19 protein-coding genes are annotated in these 17785 nt (G+C 63.5%); 9 read left to right on the forward strand and 10 right to left on the reverse strand.

Going from position 1 to position 17785, the window contains the following annotated elements; genetic code table 11:
* Nucleotides 1-25: 25 nt before the first annotated feature.
* From RGQ15_RS03745 to RGQ15_RS03765, 5 genes are all read left to right on the forward strand, one after another.
* Nucleotides 26-976 carry a zinc-binding metallopeptidase family protein gene (locus tag RGQ15_RS03745; RefSeq protein WP_311158885.1) on the forward strand — a complete coding sequence of 317 codons (951 nt, stop codon included), beginning with the start codon at nt 26-28 and terminating at the stop codon, nt 974-976.
* Between the two features lie 56 nt (nt 977-1032).
* Complete coding sequence (locus RGQ15_RS03750) at nt 1033-1452, forward strand: PaaI family thioesterase (protein WP_311158886.1); 420 nt, start codon at nt 1033-1035, stop codon at nt 1450-1452.
* Nucleotides 1453-1596: 144 nt separating this feature from the next.
* Nucleotides 1597-2250 carry a protein-L-isoaspartate O-methyltransferase family protein gene (locus RGQ15_RS03755; RefSeq protein ID WP_311158887.1) on the forward strand — a complete coding sequence of 218 codons (654 nt, stop codon included), beginning with the start codon at nt 1597-1599 and terminating at the stop codon, nt 2248-2250.
* Nucleotides 2251-2279: 29 nt separating this feature from the next.
* Nucleotides 2280-3677, forward strand: coding sequence for a TolC family outer membrane protein (locus RGQ15_RS03760; protein WP_311158888.1), 1398 nt, complete (start codon nt 2280-2282; stop codon nt 3675-3677).
* A 38-nt stretch (nt 3678-3715) separates the two neighbouring features.
* Nucleotides 3716-4432 carry a hypothetical protein gene (locus RGQ15_RS03765; protein ID WP_311158889.1) on the forward strand — a complete coding sequence of 239 codons (717 nt, stop codon included), beginning with the start codon at nt 3716-3718 and terminating at the stop codon, nt 4430-4432.
* A gap of 52 nt (nt 4433-4484) precedes the next feature.
* Here RGQ15_RS03765 and RGQ15_RS03770 read toward each other — a convergent pair whose 3' ends face one another.
* The 3 genes from RGQ15_RS03770 to surE are packed head-to-tail and all read right to left on the reverse strand — an operon-like array spanning nt 4485 to nt 7142.
* Nucleotides 4485-5660 carry a LysM peptidoglycan-binding domain-containing protein gene (locus RGQ15_RS03770; protein WP_311158890.1) on the reverse strand — a complete coding sequence of 392 codons (1176 nt, stop codon included), beginning with the start codon at nt 5658-5660 and terminating at the stop codon, nt 4485-4487.
* Nucleotides 5661-5691: 31 nt separating this feature from the next.
* On the reverse strand, nt 5692-6342 hold the full coding sequence (locus RGQ15_RS03775; protein WP_409201300.1) for a protein-L-isoaspartate(D-aspartate) O-methyltransferase: 651 nt from the start codon (nt 6340-6342) through the stop codon (nt 5692-5694).
* A gap of 8 nt (nt 6343-6350) precedes the next feature.
* Complete coding sequence (gene surE / locus RGQ15_RS03780; RefSeq protein ID WP_311158891.1) at nt 6351-7142, reverse strand: 5'/3'-nucleotidase SurE; 792 nt, start codon at nt 7140-7142, stop codon at nt 6351-6353.
* Between the two features lie 211 nt (nt 7143-7353).
* Between surE and RGQ15_RS03785 the strand changes: the two genes are divergently transcribed.
* Together RGQ15_RS03785 and RGQ15_RS03790 are read left to right on the forward strand one after the other, a co-directional pair.
* The gene (locus RGQ15_RS03785) at nt 7354-8277 is read left to right on the forward strand and encodes a sulfite exporter TauE/SafE family protein (RefSeq protein ID WP_311158892.1); all 924 of its coding nucleotides are present in this window, start codon (nt 7354-7356) and stop codon (nt 8275-8277) included.
* Nucleotides 8274-9053, forward strand: coding sequence for a TIGR02186 family protein (locus RGQ15_RS03790; RefSeq protein WP_311158893.1), 780 nt, complete (start codon nt 8274-8276; stop codon nt 9051-9053). Before RGQ15_RS03785 ends, RGQ15_RS03790 begins: the two co-directional genes overlap by 4 nt.
* On the opposite strand, the gene RGQ15_RS03795 is transcribed toward RGQ15_RS03790, so the two are convergent.
* Genes RGQ15_RS03795 through RGQ15_RS03820 form a run of 6 tightly spaced genes read right to left on the reverse strand, consistent with a single transcriptional unit; the run spans nt 9050 to nt 16133 of the window.
* A complete protein-coding gene (locus RGQ15_RS03795) occupies nt 9050-10192 on the reverse strand; it encodes a GNAT family N-acetyltransferase (protein ID WP_311158894.1) in 1143 nt (380 codons plus the stop codon). The genes RGQ15_RS03790 and RGQ15_RS03795 overlap by 4 nt on opposite strands.
* A gap of 31 nt (nt 10193-10223) precedes the next feature.
* On the reverse strand, nt 10224-10976 hold the full coding sequence (locus RGQ15_RS03800) for an SDR family oxidoreductase (protein ID WP_311158895.1): 753 nt from the start codon (nt 10974-10976) through the stop codon (nt 10224-10226).
* A complete protein-coding gene (locus RGQ15_RS03805; protein WP_311158896.1) occupies nt 10973-11728 on the reverse strand; it encodes a glycerophosphodiester phosphodiesterase family protein in 756 nt (251 codons plus the stop codon). Before RGQ15_RS03805 ends, RGQ15_RS03800 begins: the two co-directional genes overlap by 4 nt.
* Nucleotides 11728-12168 (reverse strand): RidA family protein, encoded by a 441-nt coding sequence (locus RGQ15_RS03810; RefSeq protein WP_311158898.1) that lies wholly within the window; start codon nt 12166-12168, stop codon nt 11728-11730. The genes RGQ15_RS03805 and RGQ15_RS03810 overlap by 1 nt, the downstream gene beginning before the upstream one ends.
* Nucleotides 12169-12177: 9 nt before the next feature.
* A complete protein-coding gene (locus RGQ15_RS03815; protein WP_311158899.1) occupies nt 12178-12633 on the reverse strand; it encodes a YbjN domain-containing protein in 456 nt (151 codons plus the stop codon).
* Nucleotides 12634-12686: 53 nt separating this feature from the next.
* A complete protein-coding gene (locus tag RGQ15_RS03820; RefSeq protein WP_311158900.1) occupies nt 12687-16133 on the reverse strand; it encodes a chromosome segregation SMC family protein in 3447 nt (1148 codons plus the stop codon).
* 165 nt (nt 16134-16298) lie between these two features.
* On the opposite strand from RGQ15_RS03820, the gene RGQ15_RS03825 reads away from it, so the two are divergent.
* Both RGQ15_RS03825 and RGQ15_RS03830 read left to right on the forward strand, forming a co-directional pair.
* Nucleotides 16299-16640 carry a CidA/LrgA family protein gene (locus tag RGQ15_RS03825; RefSeq protein ID WP_409201301.1) on the forward strand — a complete coding sequence of 114 codons (342 nt, stop codon included), beginning with the start codon at nt 16299-16301 and terminating at the stop codon, nt 16638-16640.
* A complete protein-coding gene (locus tag RGQ15_RS03830; protein ID WP_311158902.1) occupies nt 16637-17353 on the forward strand; it encodes an LrgB family protein in 717 nt (238 codons plus the stop codon). Before RGQ15_RS03825 ends, RGQ15_RS03830 begins: the two co-directional genes overlap by 4 nt.
* Before the next feature lie 60 nt (nt 17354-17413).
* Here the strand turns inward: RGQ15_RS03830 and RGQ15_RS03835 are convergent, their stop codons facing one another.
* The gene (locus RGQ15_RS03835; protein ID WP_024842734.1) at nt 17414-17734 is read right to left on the reverse strand and encodes a DUF6280 family protein; all 321 of its coding nucleotides are present in this window, start codon (nt 17732-17734) and stop codon (nt 17414-17416) included.
* Between the last annotated feature and the right edge of the window lie 51 nt (nt 17735-17785).

The raw sequence follows: 17785 nt of genomic DNA on the forward strand, positions 1-17785 counted from the left end.
CACCCTGTGTTCATGCGGAACCCCTTTGGCTTTCGATCCCGACACCGGGCGTTTCACGACGAATGTGCAGATCTGCTCGCGGCATCAGGACATCGCCTGCAACTGGCGTGCGGATAGTGAAGGCGGGCTGTGTCGCTCCTGCGCCATGACAAGCACGATTCCCGATCTTTCTGTCCAGGGCAACCTGGACCTTCTGTCCAGAAGCGAGGCGGCCAAGCGCTGGGTACTGGCCAATCTGGCGCGCTGGAACTGGTTCACCACGTCCGATGACGGGCCACGCCCCGTTTTCCGAATGCTGTCGGAACACGCCGGCCAAAGCGAAGTCGGCGTGACCATGGGCCATGCTGACGGCGTCATCACGATCAATGTCGTCGAGGCGGACGATGCCATCCGGGCCGAACGCCAGCAGCAACTGGGTGAGCTTTACCGGTCGATGATCGGGCACATGCGCCACGAGATCGCACATTTCCTGTTCGAGCGACTCGCTGTCTTGCCAGGATTCCTGGACGAGTTCCGGCCCCTTTTCGGGGATGAACGAGCGGATTACGGCGAAGCCCTTCAGGCGCATTACGCCAATCCCAAGGATCCCGGGGAAACGCATATCAGCGAATACGCCACAATGCATCCGCACGAGGACTGGGCGGAAACCGCGGCGCATATCCTGCACCTTGTGGACATGACCGACAGCCTGATGGCGACCGGGCTCAGCGGACCGGACATCCCGGCGCAGGGCTATGATGCCTATGCCGATACCGACGCGGACCGCTTGCTGACCACCGCGACAGCGGTCGCCCTGGCTGTGAACGAGATCAATCGCGCTCTGGACAACCCTGACGTTTATCCCTTTGTCCTGACGGACATGACCCGAAGCAAGCTTTCTTTTGCCCATCGCTGGCTTTCGCAGGGCGCGACGCTGTTGCCTGCACGCGAGGCTCAGCCCCAGATAGCTCTTCAAGCTATGCCAGATCAATTCTGAGCTGGCTTGACCCTTGCGCGGCCCTGTCCCAGCATGTCACCGAAAAGAGACAGGGCATGGATGAACAGGGCAGGGCGCATCTGGCAGCCGATCAGCCAGAATTTTCACGGTTTCTAGGCATCCGGATGATTTCGGCGGATCGTGATGAGGTCCGGGCAGAAATGACCGCCACAAGAGAGCTGTCGAACCGCAATGGCGTCCTGCACGGCGGGGCGATCATGGGTTTCGCCGACAATCTGGGCGGCACGGCGGCGACGATCAACCTGGGGCAGGGTCAGGCGACGACGACACTGGAAAGCAAGACGAATTTCCTGCGTCCCATCCGGATCGGCGATGTCGCGATTGGCCGATGCGTGGCGCTACACAAGGGGCGCAAGACCATGATCTGGCAGACGACGATCTCACGAGGCGACGGCAAGGTCGCAGCGATCGTCACCCAGACCCAGATGGTGATGGAGTGGCAGGCGCGTGATTAGATGATCGCCCCATTGTCGCCCCGCCGAGGGGCAAATCCGAAACTTCCCGCCGCTTGTTGTGCCGCCTTGCGCCGCGCGGCGTTGCCCATGGCAATCTTTCATGGCAATAGGCACTCACCGCCAACCGCAAGCAGGGTTCGCCAAATGAACAATTTCGCGCAGCGCCGTACCCAGATGGTTGATAGCCAGGTCCGCCCGAACGATGTGACCAGCTATCCCGTCATCGAGGCGATGCTTCATGTCCCGCGTGAGCAGTTCGTGCCCGAGGGACGCCGTGATGTCGCCTATGCCGGCGAGAACATCGATCTGTCTGCCGACCGCGTCCTTCTCGAGCCGCGGACGCTGGGCAAGATGCTCGAAGTGCTCGATCTGCAGACCAGCGACCTCGTCCTGAACATCGCCGCCGCCTATGGCTACACCGCCGCGCTGATCGCCCGGATCGCCGAAGCCGTGGTCGCCGTCGAAGAAGATGAGACAACGGCAGCCGAGGCTCAGTCGCGCCTTTCGGCCGAGGAAATCTATAATGTCGTCGTCGTGCCGGGCACCCTTGCCGCTGGTTACGCGAGCCAAGCCCCGTATGACGCGATCCTGATCGAGGGCGCCATCGAGGTGCTGCCAGAGGCGATTGCCGATCAGCTTCGCGATGGCGGGCGGATCGTCGCGGTGTTTCGCGAAGGCAACTTGGGCGTCGTCCGAATTGGACGAAAGGTTGACGGGAGCATCAACTGGCGCTTTGCTTTCAATGCGGGTGCTCCGGTATTGCCGGGCTTCGCCAAGACCCGCGGATTCGTGCTATAAGCACGTCATAACAAGGCAGGGGCAGGTCCATGTTTCGCAGCACGCTCAAGTTTCTCCGTCAACCGGTGATCGCGCTGTTGCTCGCAGGGGCCGTGGCCCTGCCTGCCAAGGCCGAGACATTGGCCGATGCCATGGTGGCGGCCTATCGCCATTCGGCGCTTCTCGAACAGAATCGCGCCGTCTTGCGCGCCGCCGATGAAGATGCCGCGATCGCGCTGTCGGCGCTTCGACCCATCATTCAATGGGTGGCGGATTATACCTACCAGAACATCGAGGGTTTCGACGCGAACTCGGCCAGCCTGTCGCTTCAAGCGCAGATGACGCTTTACGATTGGGGTCGCAGCGCGATCGCGATTGATATCGCCAAGGAATCCGTTCTTGCGACCCGCGCTGCGCTCGTCGGCGTCGAACAGGATGTGCTGCTGGGTGCGGTGCAGGCCTATCTCGACGTGCGAAGCGCGACCGAGCAGGTCGAGCTGCAGAACAACTCGGTCCGCGTGATCGGCGAAGAACGCCGGGCGGCCGCAGACCGGTTCGAGGTTGGTGAGATCACCCAGACCGACGTGTCACAGGCCGATGCCGCCCTGGCAGAAGCCAATGCCAGCCTTGCCACGGCTGAAGGTGATCTGGCCATCGCCCGCGAAAATTACCGCGCCGCAACCGGCAGGGCCCCCGGCCAGCTTGCGCCCCCGCCGCCTTCGCCGAAACTACCCGCCTCGCTGCCTTCGGCCCGCGAGATCGCCCAACGCACGCATCCGCTTATCCAGCAAGCCAAGCGCGAAGCTGCGGCCTCCGAACTAGGCGTTGCGGCGGCAGCCGCCGAACGCAATCCGGAACTGACTGGAAGCGCCGGGCTTTCCACCTCGCGCAGCAAGTCGATCAGTTCGGGCGGCGTGTCGTCGACCACTGATGTCGGCAGCCTGTCGCTCAGCATGTCGCAGACAATCTATTCCGGCGGTCGCCTTCCGGCACGCCACCGTCAGGCGATGGCGCAACGCGACGCGGCACGGTCTTCACTTCTCAACGTCGCACGCCAGGTGGATCAGGCGGTCGGGACGGCCTGGGCGGGCATCGACGTGGCCCGGGCCCAGATCCGCTCTATCGACCGACAGATCGTGGCCGCAAGGCAGGCCTATAATGGCGTTCGCGAAGAAGCGACGCTTGGCGCGCGGACGACGCTGGATGTTCTGGATGCCGAGCAGGTGGTTCTCGAGGCGAGCGCGAACAAGATTACCGCTGAAGCCAATCTGCAGTTAGCTCATTATCAACTTTTGTCCGCTATGGGTCTGTTGACGGTAGAAAACCTGAAACTGGGAATCCCGACCTATGACCCATCGGCCTACTACAATGCGGTTCGCGACGCGCCCTTCACCAGCAGGCAGGGCCAAAGCCTGGACCGCGTGCTTCGCGCCATCGGCAAGGAATAAGAAGACCCCAGCGGCACCGGAAATGAAGGGTGGGTGCGATGTCGCATGACGCCGTGCACCACCCCGGCGCGGCCGTTGACGTCAACAATGTCCTCGCCTCGATCCGCCGACTGATCGCCCTCGACAGCGCGGTCCCCCACGAGACCAATTCGCGCATTCCTGCCGTCGAGAACGCCAGATCCGCCGCTTTTTCACCAAGCTCCCTTCAAGCCGAGCCAGATGCAGAGCCGCGCCTGAAATTGGCCAGCATATCCGCCAAGCGAAACGGCGCGCCAAGTCCTGACCGGCAGGGCGGTGAAACCGCATCGTCCGACATGCGATCTGCGAGGCTGGATTTGCCCGCGACCCCTCGGGCCGAAGAATTCCACGATCTGCCGCTGTCACCCGAAGACGAAGCCGAGTTGCTTGAGGCCGAAGCGGCCCTTGCGCGCATGATCGGCCAGTCACGCGCCGATCCGGCCCCGACCGTCGATAGGCGTGAGCTGTCTCAGCTTGACCAAGGATCGGCTCCGCCCGACGTCGACCGCGCGCCGCCACCCCTGACGCCCGATCTCGCTGAAGCCGGGCTCGTCAACCTGTTCACCGCCGCGGGCCCCGCCACCCTCGACCTTCGCCACCTCGTCCGAGAAGCGGTGCGCCACGAACTGACGGGGGATATGGGCGACATTCTCAGCCGCAACCTCCGCCGTCTCGTCCGTCAGGAAATCGAAGAGGTCGTCAGAGATCTTTGCGCCGAAGATCGGGCCGAACTCTAGGCGCCCGAACCAGCAGGAAAGCGGCTCCCGACTGCTCGGAGGCCGCTTTGGTTCAATTCAAATACTTCTCGGGGTCTACGCTGTCGAAACCGTTGCGGACCTCGAAATGGACGACGCCCTGGCTGCGAACCTTGCCAAGCGTCGCCCCGCTGCTGACGGTCTGGCCCTTCGTGACCGCGACATTGTCGAGACCGGCATAGACGGTCATCAGGTTGCCATCATGGCGGATCACGATGATGGGAACCTGGTCCACATCTCGGGTGACCGCCGCGACCGTCCCCGATCCGGCCGCAACAACCGCGCTGCCGGGGGCAGCCGAGATATCGATCCCCTCGTTCTTGCCCTTTTCATAGACCCTCATGATCGCGCCATTCGCCGGCATGCGGAAGCGGCTGTTGCCGGATGCCGCCGTGCGGGTCTTGCCCAGATCATTGCCTTCGGGCTTGGCCACCGGGGCATTTGCAGGCTGCGTCTTTTCGGCTGGCAGCGGCTCGGTTGAGGAAGGCGGCTCCGGAGTCGGGCTTCCGACCCCTGGTGCCGTGACGGTCTGCGCTGCGGTTCTTGCGGGTTGTCCGGCGACCGGGATCAGCAACCGTTGCCCGACACGAACCGACATGTTGGAAGGCAAGCCGTTCCACGATGCAAGATCATTGACCGAAACCTGGTATTTTCGCGCAATCGACCATGCGGTTTCACCCGAGGCCACGACATGCTGGCGCGGCTGGCTAGAAGCCGGAAGGGTGGTCGAGGCGACTGCCTTGCCCTGTCCAGCGGGCAGGGTGACATTCGGGCTCTTGATCCCCTGCCCGGCAAAGGGATCGCTGACCTGACCTGTCGTGGAGGTCGTCGCGGCAGCCACTGCGGTTCCCGTTGCGACGCGCCGCGGCAGGGCCACGACCGCTCCGGGATTGAGCGGCGCTCCGGCGTCGACCGCGTTGTAACGGCCAAGCTCTGCCGCGTTCAGCCCCAGCCGGCCGGCAATGGTCGATACCGTGTCGCCGGGCTGGGCGATCGCGACCTGGTAGCCGGGATAGGAAATGATCCCGCGACTGTCAGGCGTGGGTCGGGCCGCCGCGGTCGACGCAGCCGAGGCGGTGTCCAACCCGCCCCCCCCGAAGCTGCGCAGATCGGGATCGAAACTGCTCAGGTTTATGCCGCCCTGTGGACTGCATGCTGAAAGGATTGAAAGAAACCCAGCCGCCATGGCCGGTCTCGTCAGTCTCGCCATCTGCCCGTTCCTCACTCTGCGCGGAAGGGGGTCATGTATGTCCCAACCCCTCGACCAGCGGCACGAAGCGCACCTGCCGCAATTCGTCGTATTCAAAGGCGGTTTCTGTCCGACGGACACGGATCAAGGTCTGAACCGCATCCGACTGGCCCACCGGCACGACCATGATACCGCCGATCTTGAGTTGCGCCAAGAGCGGGCCCGGCGGGTCTTCGGCGGCTGCAGTCACCATGATGCGATCAAAGGGGGCCTGTTCGGGTAAACCGCGCGAGCCGTCCGCCACCATGGCGGTGATGTTCGACAGGCCGAAATGCCGGAAGATTGCCTCGGCCTCTGTGACGAGCCGGCGATGGCGATCAAGCGTGTAGACCCTGCGGCACAGAAGCGACAGGATCGCGGCCTGGTATCCCGATCCGGTTCCGATCTCGAGCACCTTGTCGCGCGGACCGACATCCAGGGCCTGGGTCATCAAGCCCACGACCGACGGCTGGCTGATAGTCTGTCCGCAAGGTATCGGCAGCGGCGTGTCGTCATAGGCGCGATCTTCAAAATGACCACGGACAAACTCGCCCCGGTCGATGCGCTCCATCGCCTCGAGCACGCGCGGATCGGTCACGCCACGCTGTCGCAACGCGAAGAGAAAGCGCATTTTCCGTTCAGCGATCTCGGGCTCTTCGCTCATCGCCGTGATCAGCCCTCTTCCATCGCCCGCAATGCCTCGAGGCTGGCATGGCAGGTCAGATCTGGGCGCATCGGCGTCAGCGAAATGTAGTCCCGCATATTCGCATCGACATCGCTTCCAGGCGTCGCGGGCGAGGTTTGCGAGCCACCCAGAACCCACAGGAAGCGTCGGCCGTTCGGCGCATGATAGGGCTCGGATTCAAAACGCAAACCCTCGCGGCGCCCCTGAGGTGCAACCCGTACCCCCCGGACCGAGGACGCGTCGCAAGGTGGAAAATTGATATTGTAGAAAAGTCGGAAATCGGCGTCCGAAGTCCAGTCTCCGTGATCGAGAAGCTGGCGGATCAGGCGTGGCCCATGTTTGCGCGCCGCCTCGAACGGATCGGACAAGCCATGCGTTCTCTGCCCCATGTATTGCGACAGCGCGATCGCGGGAAGCCCTTGCAGCGCGGCTTCCATCGCTCCGCCGACCGTGCCGGAATACATCACGTTCTCGCCCGAATTGTTGCCGCGATTGACGCCTGAAAGCACGAGATCCGGCGGATTGTCCCGCATCACGTCGCCAAGCGCCGCAAGGACGCAATCGGCGGGCGAGCCTTCGGCGGCAAACCGCCGCGGCCCCAGTTCCGCAATCAGCGTCGGGTGGACATAGCTGATGCAATGGGCGACACTAGATTGCTCGAAGGCAGGAGCCACGGTCCAGACCTCGCCTTCGGGGCCAGCGATTTCGGCCGCGATCTCGGCAAGGGTCACCAGTCCCGGCGCATTGATGCCGTCATCATTGGTGATCAGGATCCGCATTTTTCCCCCATATTCTACAGATACCACAACTCGCCCGACCTGACCCATGCGCGACGGGCCTGTCAGTTCGTTGCAGTCGTCTTCACATCCCTGTCAGCAGCATGCTTATCTGCGCCACAGCCTTGCGACAACCCGCTGCGCGAGCAAGACGAATGTTTGACGCGAGCCAGTGGGGAGGGCAGGATCAGATCGGGCAAAAGCCGGGCAGGTCATGCAGATTTTTCTTCCCATTGCCGAGGTGGCGGTCAATGCCTTCACCCTTGTCGGACTTGGTGGAGTCGTCGGACTCATGTCCGGACTTTTCGGCGTCGGCGGCGGCTTTCTGATTACGCCCCTTCTGTTCTTCATCGGCATACCGCCGGCGATCGCAGTGGCGACCGGGGCGAACCAGGTCGTGGCGTCCTCGTTCTCGGGTGTGCTTGCGCATGTGAAACGCAAGACCGTGGACTTCCGGATGGGTTGGGTTCTGTTGGCCGGCGGGCTTGTCGGCTCAACGGTTGGTGTCCTGCTGTTCAACATGCTGTCGCGCCTCGGTCAGGTCGATCTGGTCGTGCAGCTTTGCTATGTGCTGTTTCTGGGTCTGATCGGCGCGATGATGCTGCAGGAAAGTCTGCGCTCCCTCAGGCGAACGAGACAGAGCGGACCGATCAAGCCGATGCGTCGGCATCAGCATGGTTGGGTTCATCGCTGGCCGCTGAAGACGAAATTCCGGGCCTCGGGGCTTTATATCAGCGTGATCCCCGTCCTGATGGTCGGCGCGGCCGTCGGCGTGCTCGGCGCGATCATGGGTGTGGGCGGCGGCTTCATCATGGTGCCGGCGATGATTTACCTGCTTGGAATGCCGACCAAGGTCGTCATCGGGACATCCCTGTTCCAGATCACTTTCCTTTCCGCCTACACCACGCTGATGCATGCGGTGTCGTCGAACACCGTCGATATCATGCTGGCAGTCCTGCTGATCGTCGGCGGCGTGATCGGTGCGCAGATCGGAACCTCGCTCGGGGCGAAGTTGCGGGCTGAGCAATTGCGGATCCTGCTTGCGCTGCTCGTGCTCGCGGTTTGCGGAAGGCTGGCGCTTGATCTCTTCCTGCGCCCGGATGAGCTTTATTCACTGACGCCGGGGATACTCAGATGATCCTGCGCGCGTTCATCATGCTCATGGCCATTGCGCTGCCGCTTGGCGCGCAGGAACCAGCCGAGCCGGCGGAAACGATCGTCGCCGGTCTCTCGCGCGAGGACGTGGACATCACCACGAGCTTCGACGGGTCTGACATCATCATCTACGGCGCGATCAAGCGTGAACAGCCGATCCCCACTTCCGGGCTCGATGTGATCGTCACCGTCGAGGGTCCCGCCCGCTCGGTCACAGTCCGTCACAAGGAGCGCCGCTTTGGCATCTGGATGAACACCGGCAAGGTCAGCGTTGCCGCGGCGCCGAATTTCTACGTCGTGGCCACGACAGGCCCGCTGGACCAGATCCTGGACCGGGATCAGGACAATCGCTTCCGAATCTCGGTGCCGCTGGCGATCCGTGCTTTTGCCGGCGTGTCCGATGTGGATGACGTCGTGCCCTATACCGAGGCGCTGGTTCGCCTTCGCGAATCCCATGATCAATACCGGCTGGACAACGGCGCCGTTGTGCTTGCCGAGCAGACGCTTTTTCGCGCCGATGTCAGGCTGCCAGCAAACCTGACCGAGGGGCTTTACGCGACCAGGATCTTTCTTCTGCGCGAAGGGAAGGTCATCGACACGTTCCGGGCACCGATCGAGGTCCGCAAGGTCGGTCTGGAACGCTGGCTTTATCGGCTGGCCTGGGAACAACCATTTGTCTACGGGCTGATGTCCCTTGCCCTTGCCATGGCGGCGGGATGGGCCGCATCCGCAGCTTTCCGTGCCTTGCAGCGCCGCTAGCGGCTGCGCTCTCCCCTGCGGAATGGCCCCAGTTCGGTCAGCAAGGCCATTTCCTGGCTGACGGCGTTGCGTTCGCGCAGAAGGTAATCGTCAATTGCTGCGTGGAAGCCCTGATCGGCCAGCCAGTGCAGGGAATGGGTCTGGCTGGGCAGATAGCCTCGGGCCAGCTTGTGTTCGCCCTGCGCACCCGCCTCGACCCGAGAGATTCCGTTTTCGATCGCCCAGTCGATGGCGCGATGGTAGCACAGTTCGAAATGCAGGAAGGGATGGTCCTCGATGCAGCCCCAATAGCGGCCATAAATCGCGTCCGGGCCCAGCAGGTTCAGCGCCCCGGCGACCGGCCTGCCGTCCCGTTCGGCCATGATCAGCACACAATCGTCGCGCATCGTTTCGTGAAGCCGTTCGAAAAACGCACGTGTCAGATAGGGCTGCCCCCATTTGCGGCCGCCCGTGTCCTGGTAAAAGCGCCAGAAGGCGTCCCAATGCGCCGGCAGGATGTCGTCGCCGCGCAGGCTTCGGATCGTGCCGCCAAAGGATTGGGCCCGTTCCCGTTCCTTGCGGATCGCCTTACGCTTGCGCGATGAAAGATCGGCCAGAAAGTCCTCGAAGCTGCCATAGCCCCTGTTCTGCCAGTGAAACTGTTCGCTTGCGCGGACAAGATAGCCGACCTCGCGCCCCAGTTCGGCTTCGGCCTCGGTGCAGAATGTGACATGGACACCCGACAGATGCGACTGTTTCGCCACCTGTGCCATCGCCTGCAGCAACGCGCCCTGGACGGCGGTATTGTCCGATATAAGCCGAGGCCCCGTGACCGGGGTAAAGGGCACGGCGCATTGCAGCTTGGGATAGTATTCCCCGCCCGCCCGCGAATAGGCCTGCGCCCAGGCATGGTCGAAGATGTATTCGCCCTGGCTATGGGTCTTGAGATAACAGGGCGCCACGCCCGAGACAGCACCGTCCAGCCGTGCGACAAGGTGGCTCGGATGCCATCCCGTTCCCGTCCCGACCGACCCCGAATCCTCGAGCGCCAAAAGGAAGCGGTGGGTGGTGAACGGGTTTTCCCCCGCCCCGCACCCATCCCAGATGCCGGCTTCGATTCCGGATATGCCGGACAGGACGGAAACGCTGAGTTCGCTCATGGGCAGACGATAGCCCCGGTATTCGGCTTTGTCAGCGACCGCCAGTCACTTCCAGGTTAGTTCCCGTGACATAGCTAGCCTGCTCATCAGCCAGCCACAGAATTGCCTCTGCAACTTCCTCGGCGCTGCCCGGCCTGCCCATCGGCACGCCCGACGACAATGTCCGGGCGCGGTCCGGGTTTCCACCCGATGCGTGGATTTCGGTCTCGATCAGCCCGGGCCGGATGGCGTTCACGCGAATATTGTCAGGGGCGAGTTCCTTGGCGAGCCCGATATTCAGGCTGTCGATGGCGCCCTTGCTTGCGGCATAGTCGACATATTCGCCCGCGCCCCCCAACCGCGCTGCGGCCGAGCTGATCAGGACGATCGAGCCGGAAGGTTCATCCTTGCCGCGCTTCAGCCGTCGCGCCGCCTCGCGTGCGGTCAGCAGCGCGCCGATCACGTTCACGTCGATCACACGCTGCATCCGATCAAGGCTCATTTCGGCAAGCGGCATCGCCTGCGAAAGCATCCCCGCATTCACGACCACGGAATCGATGCGGCCAAGCTCGGCTTCGGCCGCGTCGAAAAGCGCAAGGACATCGGCCTCGTTCGCGACATCACCTTGTACGCCAGTTGCCCTGCGCCCCTTGGCGCGGATCTGGGCCAGCACGTCCTGCGCCGCCTCGGTATCGTTGCGCCAGCTGATGGCGACGTTCCAGCCGCGCTCGGCAGCCAGCAGGGCGACTGCCCGGCCAATCCCGCGCGAGCCCCCCGTGACGATCATCGTCTTCACACCGTTCATCTTCCCTCCGGCAAGTAGCCCTCGAACGTGATATTGTCGGCAACCCGGCGGGCAGCCTTCTCTTCTTCGGTCGTGCGTATCGTCCAGGTCAGAACCGGAATGCCGCGATTTTTCAGGGCGGCCACAGCCGGATTGTCGAGATCGTTATGGTCATGCGAAACGAAACTGGCTCCGATCCGCTCGAAATCCGCGATTGCAGCAAGATGTTCTCGCCTCTCGGGATCAAGATCCGGCCAGTCTGCGCCCTCGTAGCCGCAGGTGGTCAGACCCACGGGCACATCCGGCGCGGTCTTGTGAAGGGTCGCCACGCTATGGGGGTTGAACGACATGACTGCCACCGGCCCGGTATAACCCGCAACAAGCCCTGCCACGCGTTCGGACAGATCGCCGATATCCTCGGAGGCTTTCAGGCTCTGGTCCTTGATCTCGATCAGCAGGGGCACGCGCCCCGCCACTTCCGCCAGAAGCTCGGCCAAGGTCGGAATCGGCTCGTCCGTTCCCATGATCCTCAGCATCGAAAGCATGTCGATGCCCAGGGCGCGGACAAGGCCTTCGGCGCCCGTGAGGCGGGTCAGATCGTCATCGTGAAAGACCACGGGCGTTCCATCGGCCGCCGCCTGGATGTCGCATTCGATACCGAAGCCCGACGCGATGGCAGCACGAAAGGCCGCCATGCTGTTTTCCGGTTTTCCAGCCGAATGCAGCCCCCGATGTGAGATCGGCAGGCGAAGAAAATCGGGATGGAGACCCATCACTCGATCTCGAAGATCGCTTCGACCTCGACAGCAACGCCGCGCGGCAAGGCGGGCGCAGACACAGCGGCGCGGGCGTGACGGCCCTTGTCGCCGAACACCTCGACCATCAGGTTCGAGCAGCCGTTGACGACTTCGGGCTGATCGGTGAATTCGGGGGTCGAATTGACGAAGCCGCCCAGCTTCACGACCCGCTTGACCCGGTCAAGCGAGCCAAGCGCCGCGCGGGCCTGCGCGAGCAGCGCAAGGCCGCAGGTCCGGGCGGCCTCGGCACCCGCTTCGACCGCCAGGTCGGCACCGAGCTTGCCCTTCTGCGCGCTGATCTGCCCCGAGACGAACAGCATGTTCCCCGAGATGACAAAGGGCACGTAATTCGCCGCAGGCGCGGGCGCGTCCGGAAGCGTAATGCCCAGTTCGGCGAGTTTCGTCTCGATGCTCATGATATCCCCTCAGTCTGTGATGGCGGCGCGGAAATCGCCCAGGACGGCACGCCAGGTCGCCAGCGCGTCCTCGAAATTCTCGCGTCCCAGACCGTCGCCTGCAAGGCCGATATCCATTTCGAGATAGGGATTTCCGGATTCAGCCACCACAAGCTTGCCGAACGGGTTGTCGCGGTTCCAGTCATTCGCGTCTTCCGGCGTCATCGGCTCACTCATCTGGAAGCCGGTGACGAACTGCATGCGGCGGCATTGCGGCTTGCATTCATAAAAGAACACATTGAACAGCGTGTCATCGACCTCGCTTTCAAGCATCGGCAGGCCCTCGACGTCCTGCCCTTGCGTGACTTCAAGACCCAGCTCGGTCATGATCTTGCTGATGATTTCGGGATCGCCCGTCACTTGGGCGGCCGCCAGCGGCATGGATTGCAAGCTGACGGCAATAAGATAAGCGCAAAGCGCACGCATTTTTGGTCTGGAACTCCGCAGGAGGGATGGCAGACCTATTAGCGTTTTGTGAATCAGGCCACCAGAGCTTCCGCGCGCTTCAGATCAACGCTGACGAGTTGACTGACGCCCTGTTCAACCATTGTCACACCGAACAACCTGTCCATGCGCGCCATGGTCACGGCGTGGTGCGTGATCACAAGGAATCGCGTCTCGGTCCGACGGGTCATTTCGTCCATCAGATCGCAAAAGCGCGTGACATTCGCATCGTCCAAAGGCGCATCCACCTCGTCCAAGACACAGATCGGCGCGGGATTCGCGAGAAAGACCGCGAAGATCAGCGCGAGCGCCGTAAGCGTCTGTTCGCCACCGGACAGAAGGCTCAGTGTCGAAAGCTTCTTGCCCGGCGGCTGGCACATGATTTCCAGCCCCGCTTCGAGCGGGTCATCGGATTCGACAAGCACCAGCCGGGCCTCGCCCCCTCCGAAAAGATGGGTGAACAAATTGGTGAAGCTCTGGTTCACGGTGTCGAAAGCGGCAAGCAGCCTTTCCCGGCCTTCACGATTGAGGCTGCCGATGCCCTGGCGCAGCTTGCGGATGGCCTCGGTCAGGTCTTCCTTTTCGCCGTTCAGCCGGTCGCGTTCGGTTTCCAGCTCTTGCTTGTCATCCTCGGCGCGCAGGTTCACGGCGCCAAGCGCATCCCTTTGCTGACGCAACCGCTGGATGCGATCCTCAAGCGTGTCGAGCGAGACTTCCTCGATTTCGCCCAATGACTCGAGCAGGGCCTCAGGGGTCGATTCCGTATCCTCGTGGATGCGGGCACGCGCCGTCGCCTCGGCTTCAATCGCGGCTTCGGCCCTTGCCTCACGGGCGGCACGTAGCTCGCGGGCCTGCGACGCGGCGCGTTGGGCTTCGCGCTCTGTCTCGGCCGTCATGCGCAACCCCTGGTCGGCGGCGGAAAGCGCGGCCCGGGCACGCGCAAGCCGGGCAGCCGCCCGTGCCTCGGATTCGGTCAGGCTTTCGCGGCGCTCGGCCAGGATCTCGGGCTGGGCCTCGGCTGCCTCAAGCTCTTCGGCCGCATGTTCGCGGCGGTTTGTCAGTTCATTGGCCCGTGTGTCGGCCTGATCGAGGCGCAGCTTCCAGCCGGATGCTTCCTTGGCGATTTCCTGCAATCTGCGGGTCCGCGAACTTGCCTCGCGCTTCAGCTCATCCAGCCTGCTGCGCCGCGTGAGCGTCGCGATGCGTCCGGCCTCGACAGCGGTCCGCGCATGTTCGAGCGCGGCGGCAATGCTGCCCCTGTCCGGCAATTCGGCGATACCCCGCTCGGCCTCGGCCAGCCTCGACCGGGCATCACCTGCATCCGCCCGATGGCGCGCCAATTCGGCGCGGGCCGCCTCTGCCCGGCTCTGCGCCATCGACTGCTCGGATTCCGCGCGGGTAACGGCCCGTGCTGCGTCCGACAGTCCGCGTTCGGCCTCACGCCGGGCATCGCGGGCGCGTTTCTCGGCCTCGCTTGCAGCCGCATGCCGCTCGCGCAGGGCCTGATGCGACGCCGTCGCAGCCTCGGCCCGCGATCGCGCCGCCTCAGCCTGCACCGTCATTTCGGCAAGCTGGTTCACCTTTTGAAGATGCAACGCAGCCGAGGATGAGGCGTCATCAGCCATCACCCGCATGCCGTCCCAGCGGAACAGATCACCTTCCTTCGTGACCAGTCGCTGTCCCGGAGCCAAAGCCGCCTGCAGCCTTTCCCCCGTCGTGATATCCGCGATAAGCCCGACTTGCGAAAGCCGGCGGGACAGCTCCTCTGGCCCCTGCACCTGAGACGAGATCGAAGCGAGGCCTTCGGGAAGCGGATGGGCCGAGCCAAAGCCCGGCAGCAGATGCCATCCCGAACCGTCCCGGGCAAGCCCCGCCGACAGGTCATCGCCAAGTGCTGCACCAAAGGCTTTCTCGAACCCGCTCGCCACACGAACCAGATCCAGAATCGCCTGCCCGCTCTTGTCGCTGCGGTCGACGAGGCGTCTCAGCGCGGCCATTTCGGCGTTCAGCGCCGAAAGTTCGCCCTCGGCCTCGGCACGCACCGCGCGGGCATCGGATTCCTCGGCTTCCAGCTCTGCCCTGCTCTCTTCGGCAGCGGCAAGGCTTTCCTCGGCGGATTCAACGGATTGGCGCGCTACCTCGAGCATTTCCTCGGCCGCATCTCGGGCGACGGCGGCAACGGTCCTGGCCTCGTCGGCGGAGGTCGCGGCCGCCTCGGCTTCCGATGCCGCCCGGATCGCCCGGTCCATCATCTGGCGCAGATCATGGGCCAGACGCTCGGCCGATTGATGACGCGCCGCGAGCCGAGCCGATTCATCGGTCAATTCTCCCAGCTTGTCCTCGATCTCGCGCAAGGCCTCGGAAGCTTCCTCTGCCAGTCCCTCCGCAGCCTCGACCTTCTCTTCATGGCCATGTCCGGCCTTTTCAAGCTCGCGCCGCTCCCAATCCAGGCGCTCGATCACCTCACCCGCGTCACGGTTCAGCGCGGATTCGCGCTCGATGTCGCGATCAAGCTGGGCAATGCGGGCCAGAAGCGTCCTGATCGCCTGCGCCGCACGCGCCTCGGCCTCATCCAGCGCCTCGCGCTCAACGGTCGCGCGGGACAGGATCGCGGCTGCGACCTGCTCTTCCTCGCGCAGCGGGGGCAGATGCCTTTCTGCCTCTTCGCGGGCGGCAATGGCGCGCGTCGCGGCAGTCTCGGCTTCCGCAGCCGCGCGGATCGCCTCTTGCAGGATTTCGGCGGTCTGGGCCTTGGCCTGGTCGGCATCCGCCCAACGGCGATAAAGCAGCAGACCTTCGGCCCGCCGCAAGACGGCCCCGATCTCGCGATATTTGGCGGCGGCGCGCGCCTGACGTGCCAGCGAGGCGGCCTGCGTGGAAAGCTGGTCCAGCGTGTCGTCGACGCGCGTCAGGTTCGCTTCGGCCGCATTCAGCTTGAGCTCTGCCTCGTGCCGACGCTGGTAAAGTCCGGAAATACCGGCCGCCTCCTCAAGGATGCGCCGGCGGGCCTTTGGCTTGGCATTGATAAGTTCGGAAATCTGGCCCTGACGCACCAGCGCGGGCGAATGCGCGCCGGTCGAGGCATCTGCGAAAAGCATCTGGACATCGCGGGCCCGAACCTCCTTGCCGTTGATCCGGTAGGCTGAGCCGGCATCGCGGGTGATCCGCCGGGAAATGTCGAGAGCGTCACTGTCGTTCAGCCCGGCCGGAGCGAGACGGTCCTTGTTGTCGATGGTGAGCGTGACCTCGGCATGGGCGCGCGCAGTCCGGCGCGCGGTGCCGGCGAAGATCACGTCCTCCATCCCCTCGCCCCGCATCGCGGTCGGGCGGTTTTCGCCCATGACCCAGCGCAGCGCCTCAAGCAGGTTGGACTTGCCGCAGCCATTGGGGCCCACGACGCCGGTCAGGCCCTCGTGAATGACCAGATCGGTCGGGTCCACGAAGCTCTTGAAGCCGTTGAGGCGCAGTCGGTCGAAACGCAATGCGGAAGTGTCCCTTGATAGAGGCGAAACGCAGAGATTCTTGGTGATTACCCCCCCGAAGTCAATCCAAGCCACAAGATCTGGCGGCTACAAACATGTTATCCACAAGATTTAAGAGATGGACCGCGCATTTTCGGGCGATAATCTGCCGTCATGATTCCCGCATTGGCCATTCTCCTGTCGTTTCAACTCGTCGGCGAAATCGCCGCGCGCGGGCTGGGCATGCCCCTACCCGGCCCGGTGATCGGGCTTGTCCTGCTGGTTCTGTCATGCAGCGCAAAACCAAGGCTCGCCGAGATGTTGCGCCCGGCCGCACGGGGCCTGCTGGCCAATCTTTCGTTGTTCTTCGTTCCGGCCGGTGTCGGCGTCATCGCGCATCTTCCCGAATTCCGGAGCAATGGCTTCGCGATCGCAACGGCACTGATGGTTTCGACGGCATTGGCCATCGCAGCGGGCGCGCTGGTCTTCGCATTCGTCGTAAGGGTCATGGGGCGGGATGAGCGATGAATGACGCGGCCCTGATCTGGTCCTATCTCGCCGAGGGGCCATTGCTCTGGCTCACCGCGACGCTTCTTGCCTATTGGCTGGGGGATAGGCTGTTCCGCGCGGCCCGACGCCAAAGCTGGGCCAATCCCGTCTTGTTCGCGGTATTCGTGCTTGCATTGCTGCTTTGGTCGACGGGGACGACCTACCAGACCTATTTCGAAGGGGCGCAATTCGTCCATTTCATGCTTGGTCCGGCCACCGTGGCCTTGGGCATGCCACTTTACGAGAACCTTCAGCGCCTGCGAAATGCGCTCGTCCCGCTGTTGGCCGCACTCGTCGCCGGATCGCTGGTGGCGGTCGTCTCGGTCCTTGCCCTGGCGAAGGCCTTCGGGCTTTCCGATGTCATGATGGCGAGCCTAGCACCGAAATCGACTACGGCGCCGGTCGCCATCGGCATCGCCGAAGGGTTGGGCGGAGAGCCCACCATCGCCGCAGTTCTTGTTCTGCTGACCGGCATCTTCGGCGCCATGATCGCGACGCCGCTTCTCAACCTGTTGCGGGTGCATGACTGGCGGGCGCGCGGTTTTGCGGTCGGCGTCGCTGCGCATGGAATCGGCACGGCCCGCGCCTTCCAGGTCAACGAGACGGCCGGAGCCTTTGCAGGGATCGGCATGGGGCTCAACGCTGTCCTGACGGCGATCATCGCGCCACTGGCGCTGAACCTGTTTCGCTGATGAAATTGAAAAGGGCCGCCCGGAAGGACGGCCTTGGCAATCTGCAAGCAGCTGTGGAAGTTAAGCCGCGTCAGCCTCTTCGGCGGCGTGGCGGCGCTCGCTCTCTTCGCGCGACAATGCGACCGAGGTCCGCACGCCTTTCGCCACGAACTCCATCAGGCCTTTCACGACGCGCTCATTCGGGTCGATGCCAGCACAGGAAAGCACCTCGCGCCCATCGCGCGAGCGTGCCCAACGTGCAATCTGATCGGGCCCGTTGCCGTATTTTTTGTCATCCGCGATCGCATCATCAAGCGCAGCCAGTACAACGGCGGCAAAAAGCTTGCGGGCACGTTGCCCTTGTTCGAAATTAAAAGCCGAACCATCCACGAAATCGCGCATCTACTTTATCCTGTTTTTCTTGCAGTACCGCATCATAACGGTCGGGCCCCT

This window comes from Paracoccus sp. MBLB3053 (assembly GCF_031822435.1).
GTDB lineage: Bacteria > Pseudomonadota > Alphaproteobacteria > Rhodobacterales > Rhodobacteraceae > Paracoccus > Paracoccus aurantius.

Bases quoted from the DNA above. Each gene is read 5' to 3' on its own strand.
- RGQ15_RS03750 (WP_311158886.1), top strand. From the start codon at position 1,033: ATGGATGAACAGGGCAGGGCGCATCTGGCAGCCGATCAGCCAGAATTT.
- RGQ15_RS03755 (WP_311158887.1), top strand. From the start codon at position 1,597: ATGAACAATTTCGCGCAGCGCCGTACCCAGATGGTTGATAGCCAGGTC.
- RGQ15_RS03760 (WP_311158888.1), top strand. From the start codon at position 2,280: ATGTTTCGCAGCACGCTCAAGTTTCTCCGTCAACCGGTGATCGCGCTG.
- RGQ15_RS03765 (WP_311158889.1), top strand. From the start codon at position 3,716: ATGTCGCATGACGCCGTGCACCACCCCGGCGCGGCCGTTGACGTCAAC.
- RGQ15_RS03770 (WP_311158890.1), bottom strand. From the start codon at position 5,660: ATGGCGAGACTGACGAGACCGGCCATGGCGGCTGGGTTTCTTTCAATC.
- RGQ15_RS03775 (WP_409201300.1), bottom strand. From the start codon at position 6,342: ATGAGCGAAGAGCCCGAGATCGCTGAACGGAAAATGCGCTTTCTCTTC.
- surE (WP_311158891.1), bottom strand. From the start codon at position 7,142: ATGCGGATCCTGATCACCAATGATGACGGCATCAATGCGCCGGGACTG.
- RGQ15_RS03785 (WP_311158892.1), top strand. From the start codon at position 7,354: ATGCAGATTTTTCTTCCCATTGCCGAGGTGGCGGTCAATGCCTTCACC.
- RGQ15_RS03790 (WP_311158893.1), top strand. From the start codon at position 8,274: ATGATCCTGCGCGCGTTCATCATGCTCATGGCCATTGCGCTGCCGCTT.
- RGQ15_RS03795 (WP_311158894.1), bottom strand. From the start codon at position 10,192: ATGAGCGAACTCAGCGTTTCCGTCCTGTCCGGCATATCCGGAATCGAA.
- RGQ15_RS03800 (WP_311158895.1), bottom strand. From the start codon at position 10,976: ATGAACGGTGTGAAGACGATGATCGTCACGGGGGGCTCGCGCGGGATT.
- RGQ15_RS03805 (WP_311158896.1), bottom strand. From the start codon at position 11,728: ATGGGTCTCCATCCCGATTTTCTTCGCCTGCCGATCTCACATCGGGGG.
- RGQ15_RS03810 (WP_311158898.1), bottom strand. From the start codon at position 12,168: ATGAGCATCGAGACGAAACTCGCCGAACTGGGCATTACGCTTCCGGAC.
- RGQ15_RS03815 (WP_311158899.1), bottom strand. From the start codon at position 12,633: ATGCGTGCGCTTTGCGCTTATCTTATTGCCGTCAGCTTGCAATCCATG.
- RGQ15_RS03830 (WP_311158902.1), top strand. From the start codon at position 16,637: ATGAATGACGCGGCCCTGATCTGGTCCTATCTCGCCGAGGGGCCATTG.
- RGQ15_RS03835 (WP_024842734.1), bottom strand. From the start codon at position 17,734: ATGCGCGATTTCGTGGATGGTTCGGCTTTTAATTTCGAACAAGGGCAA.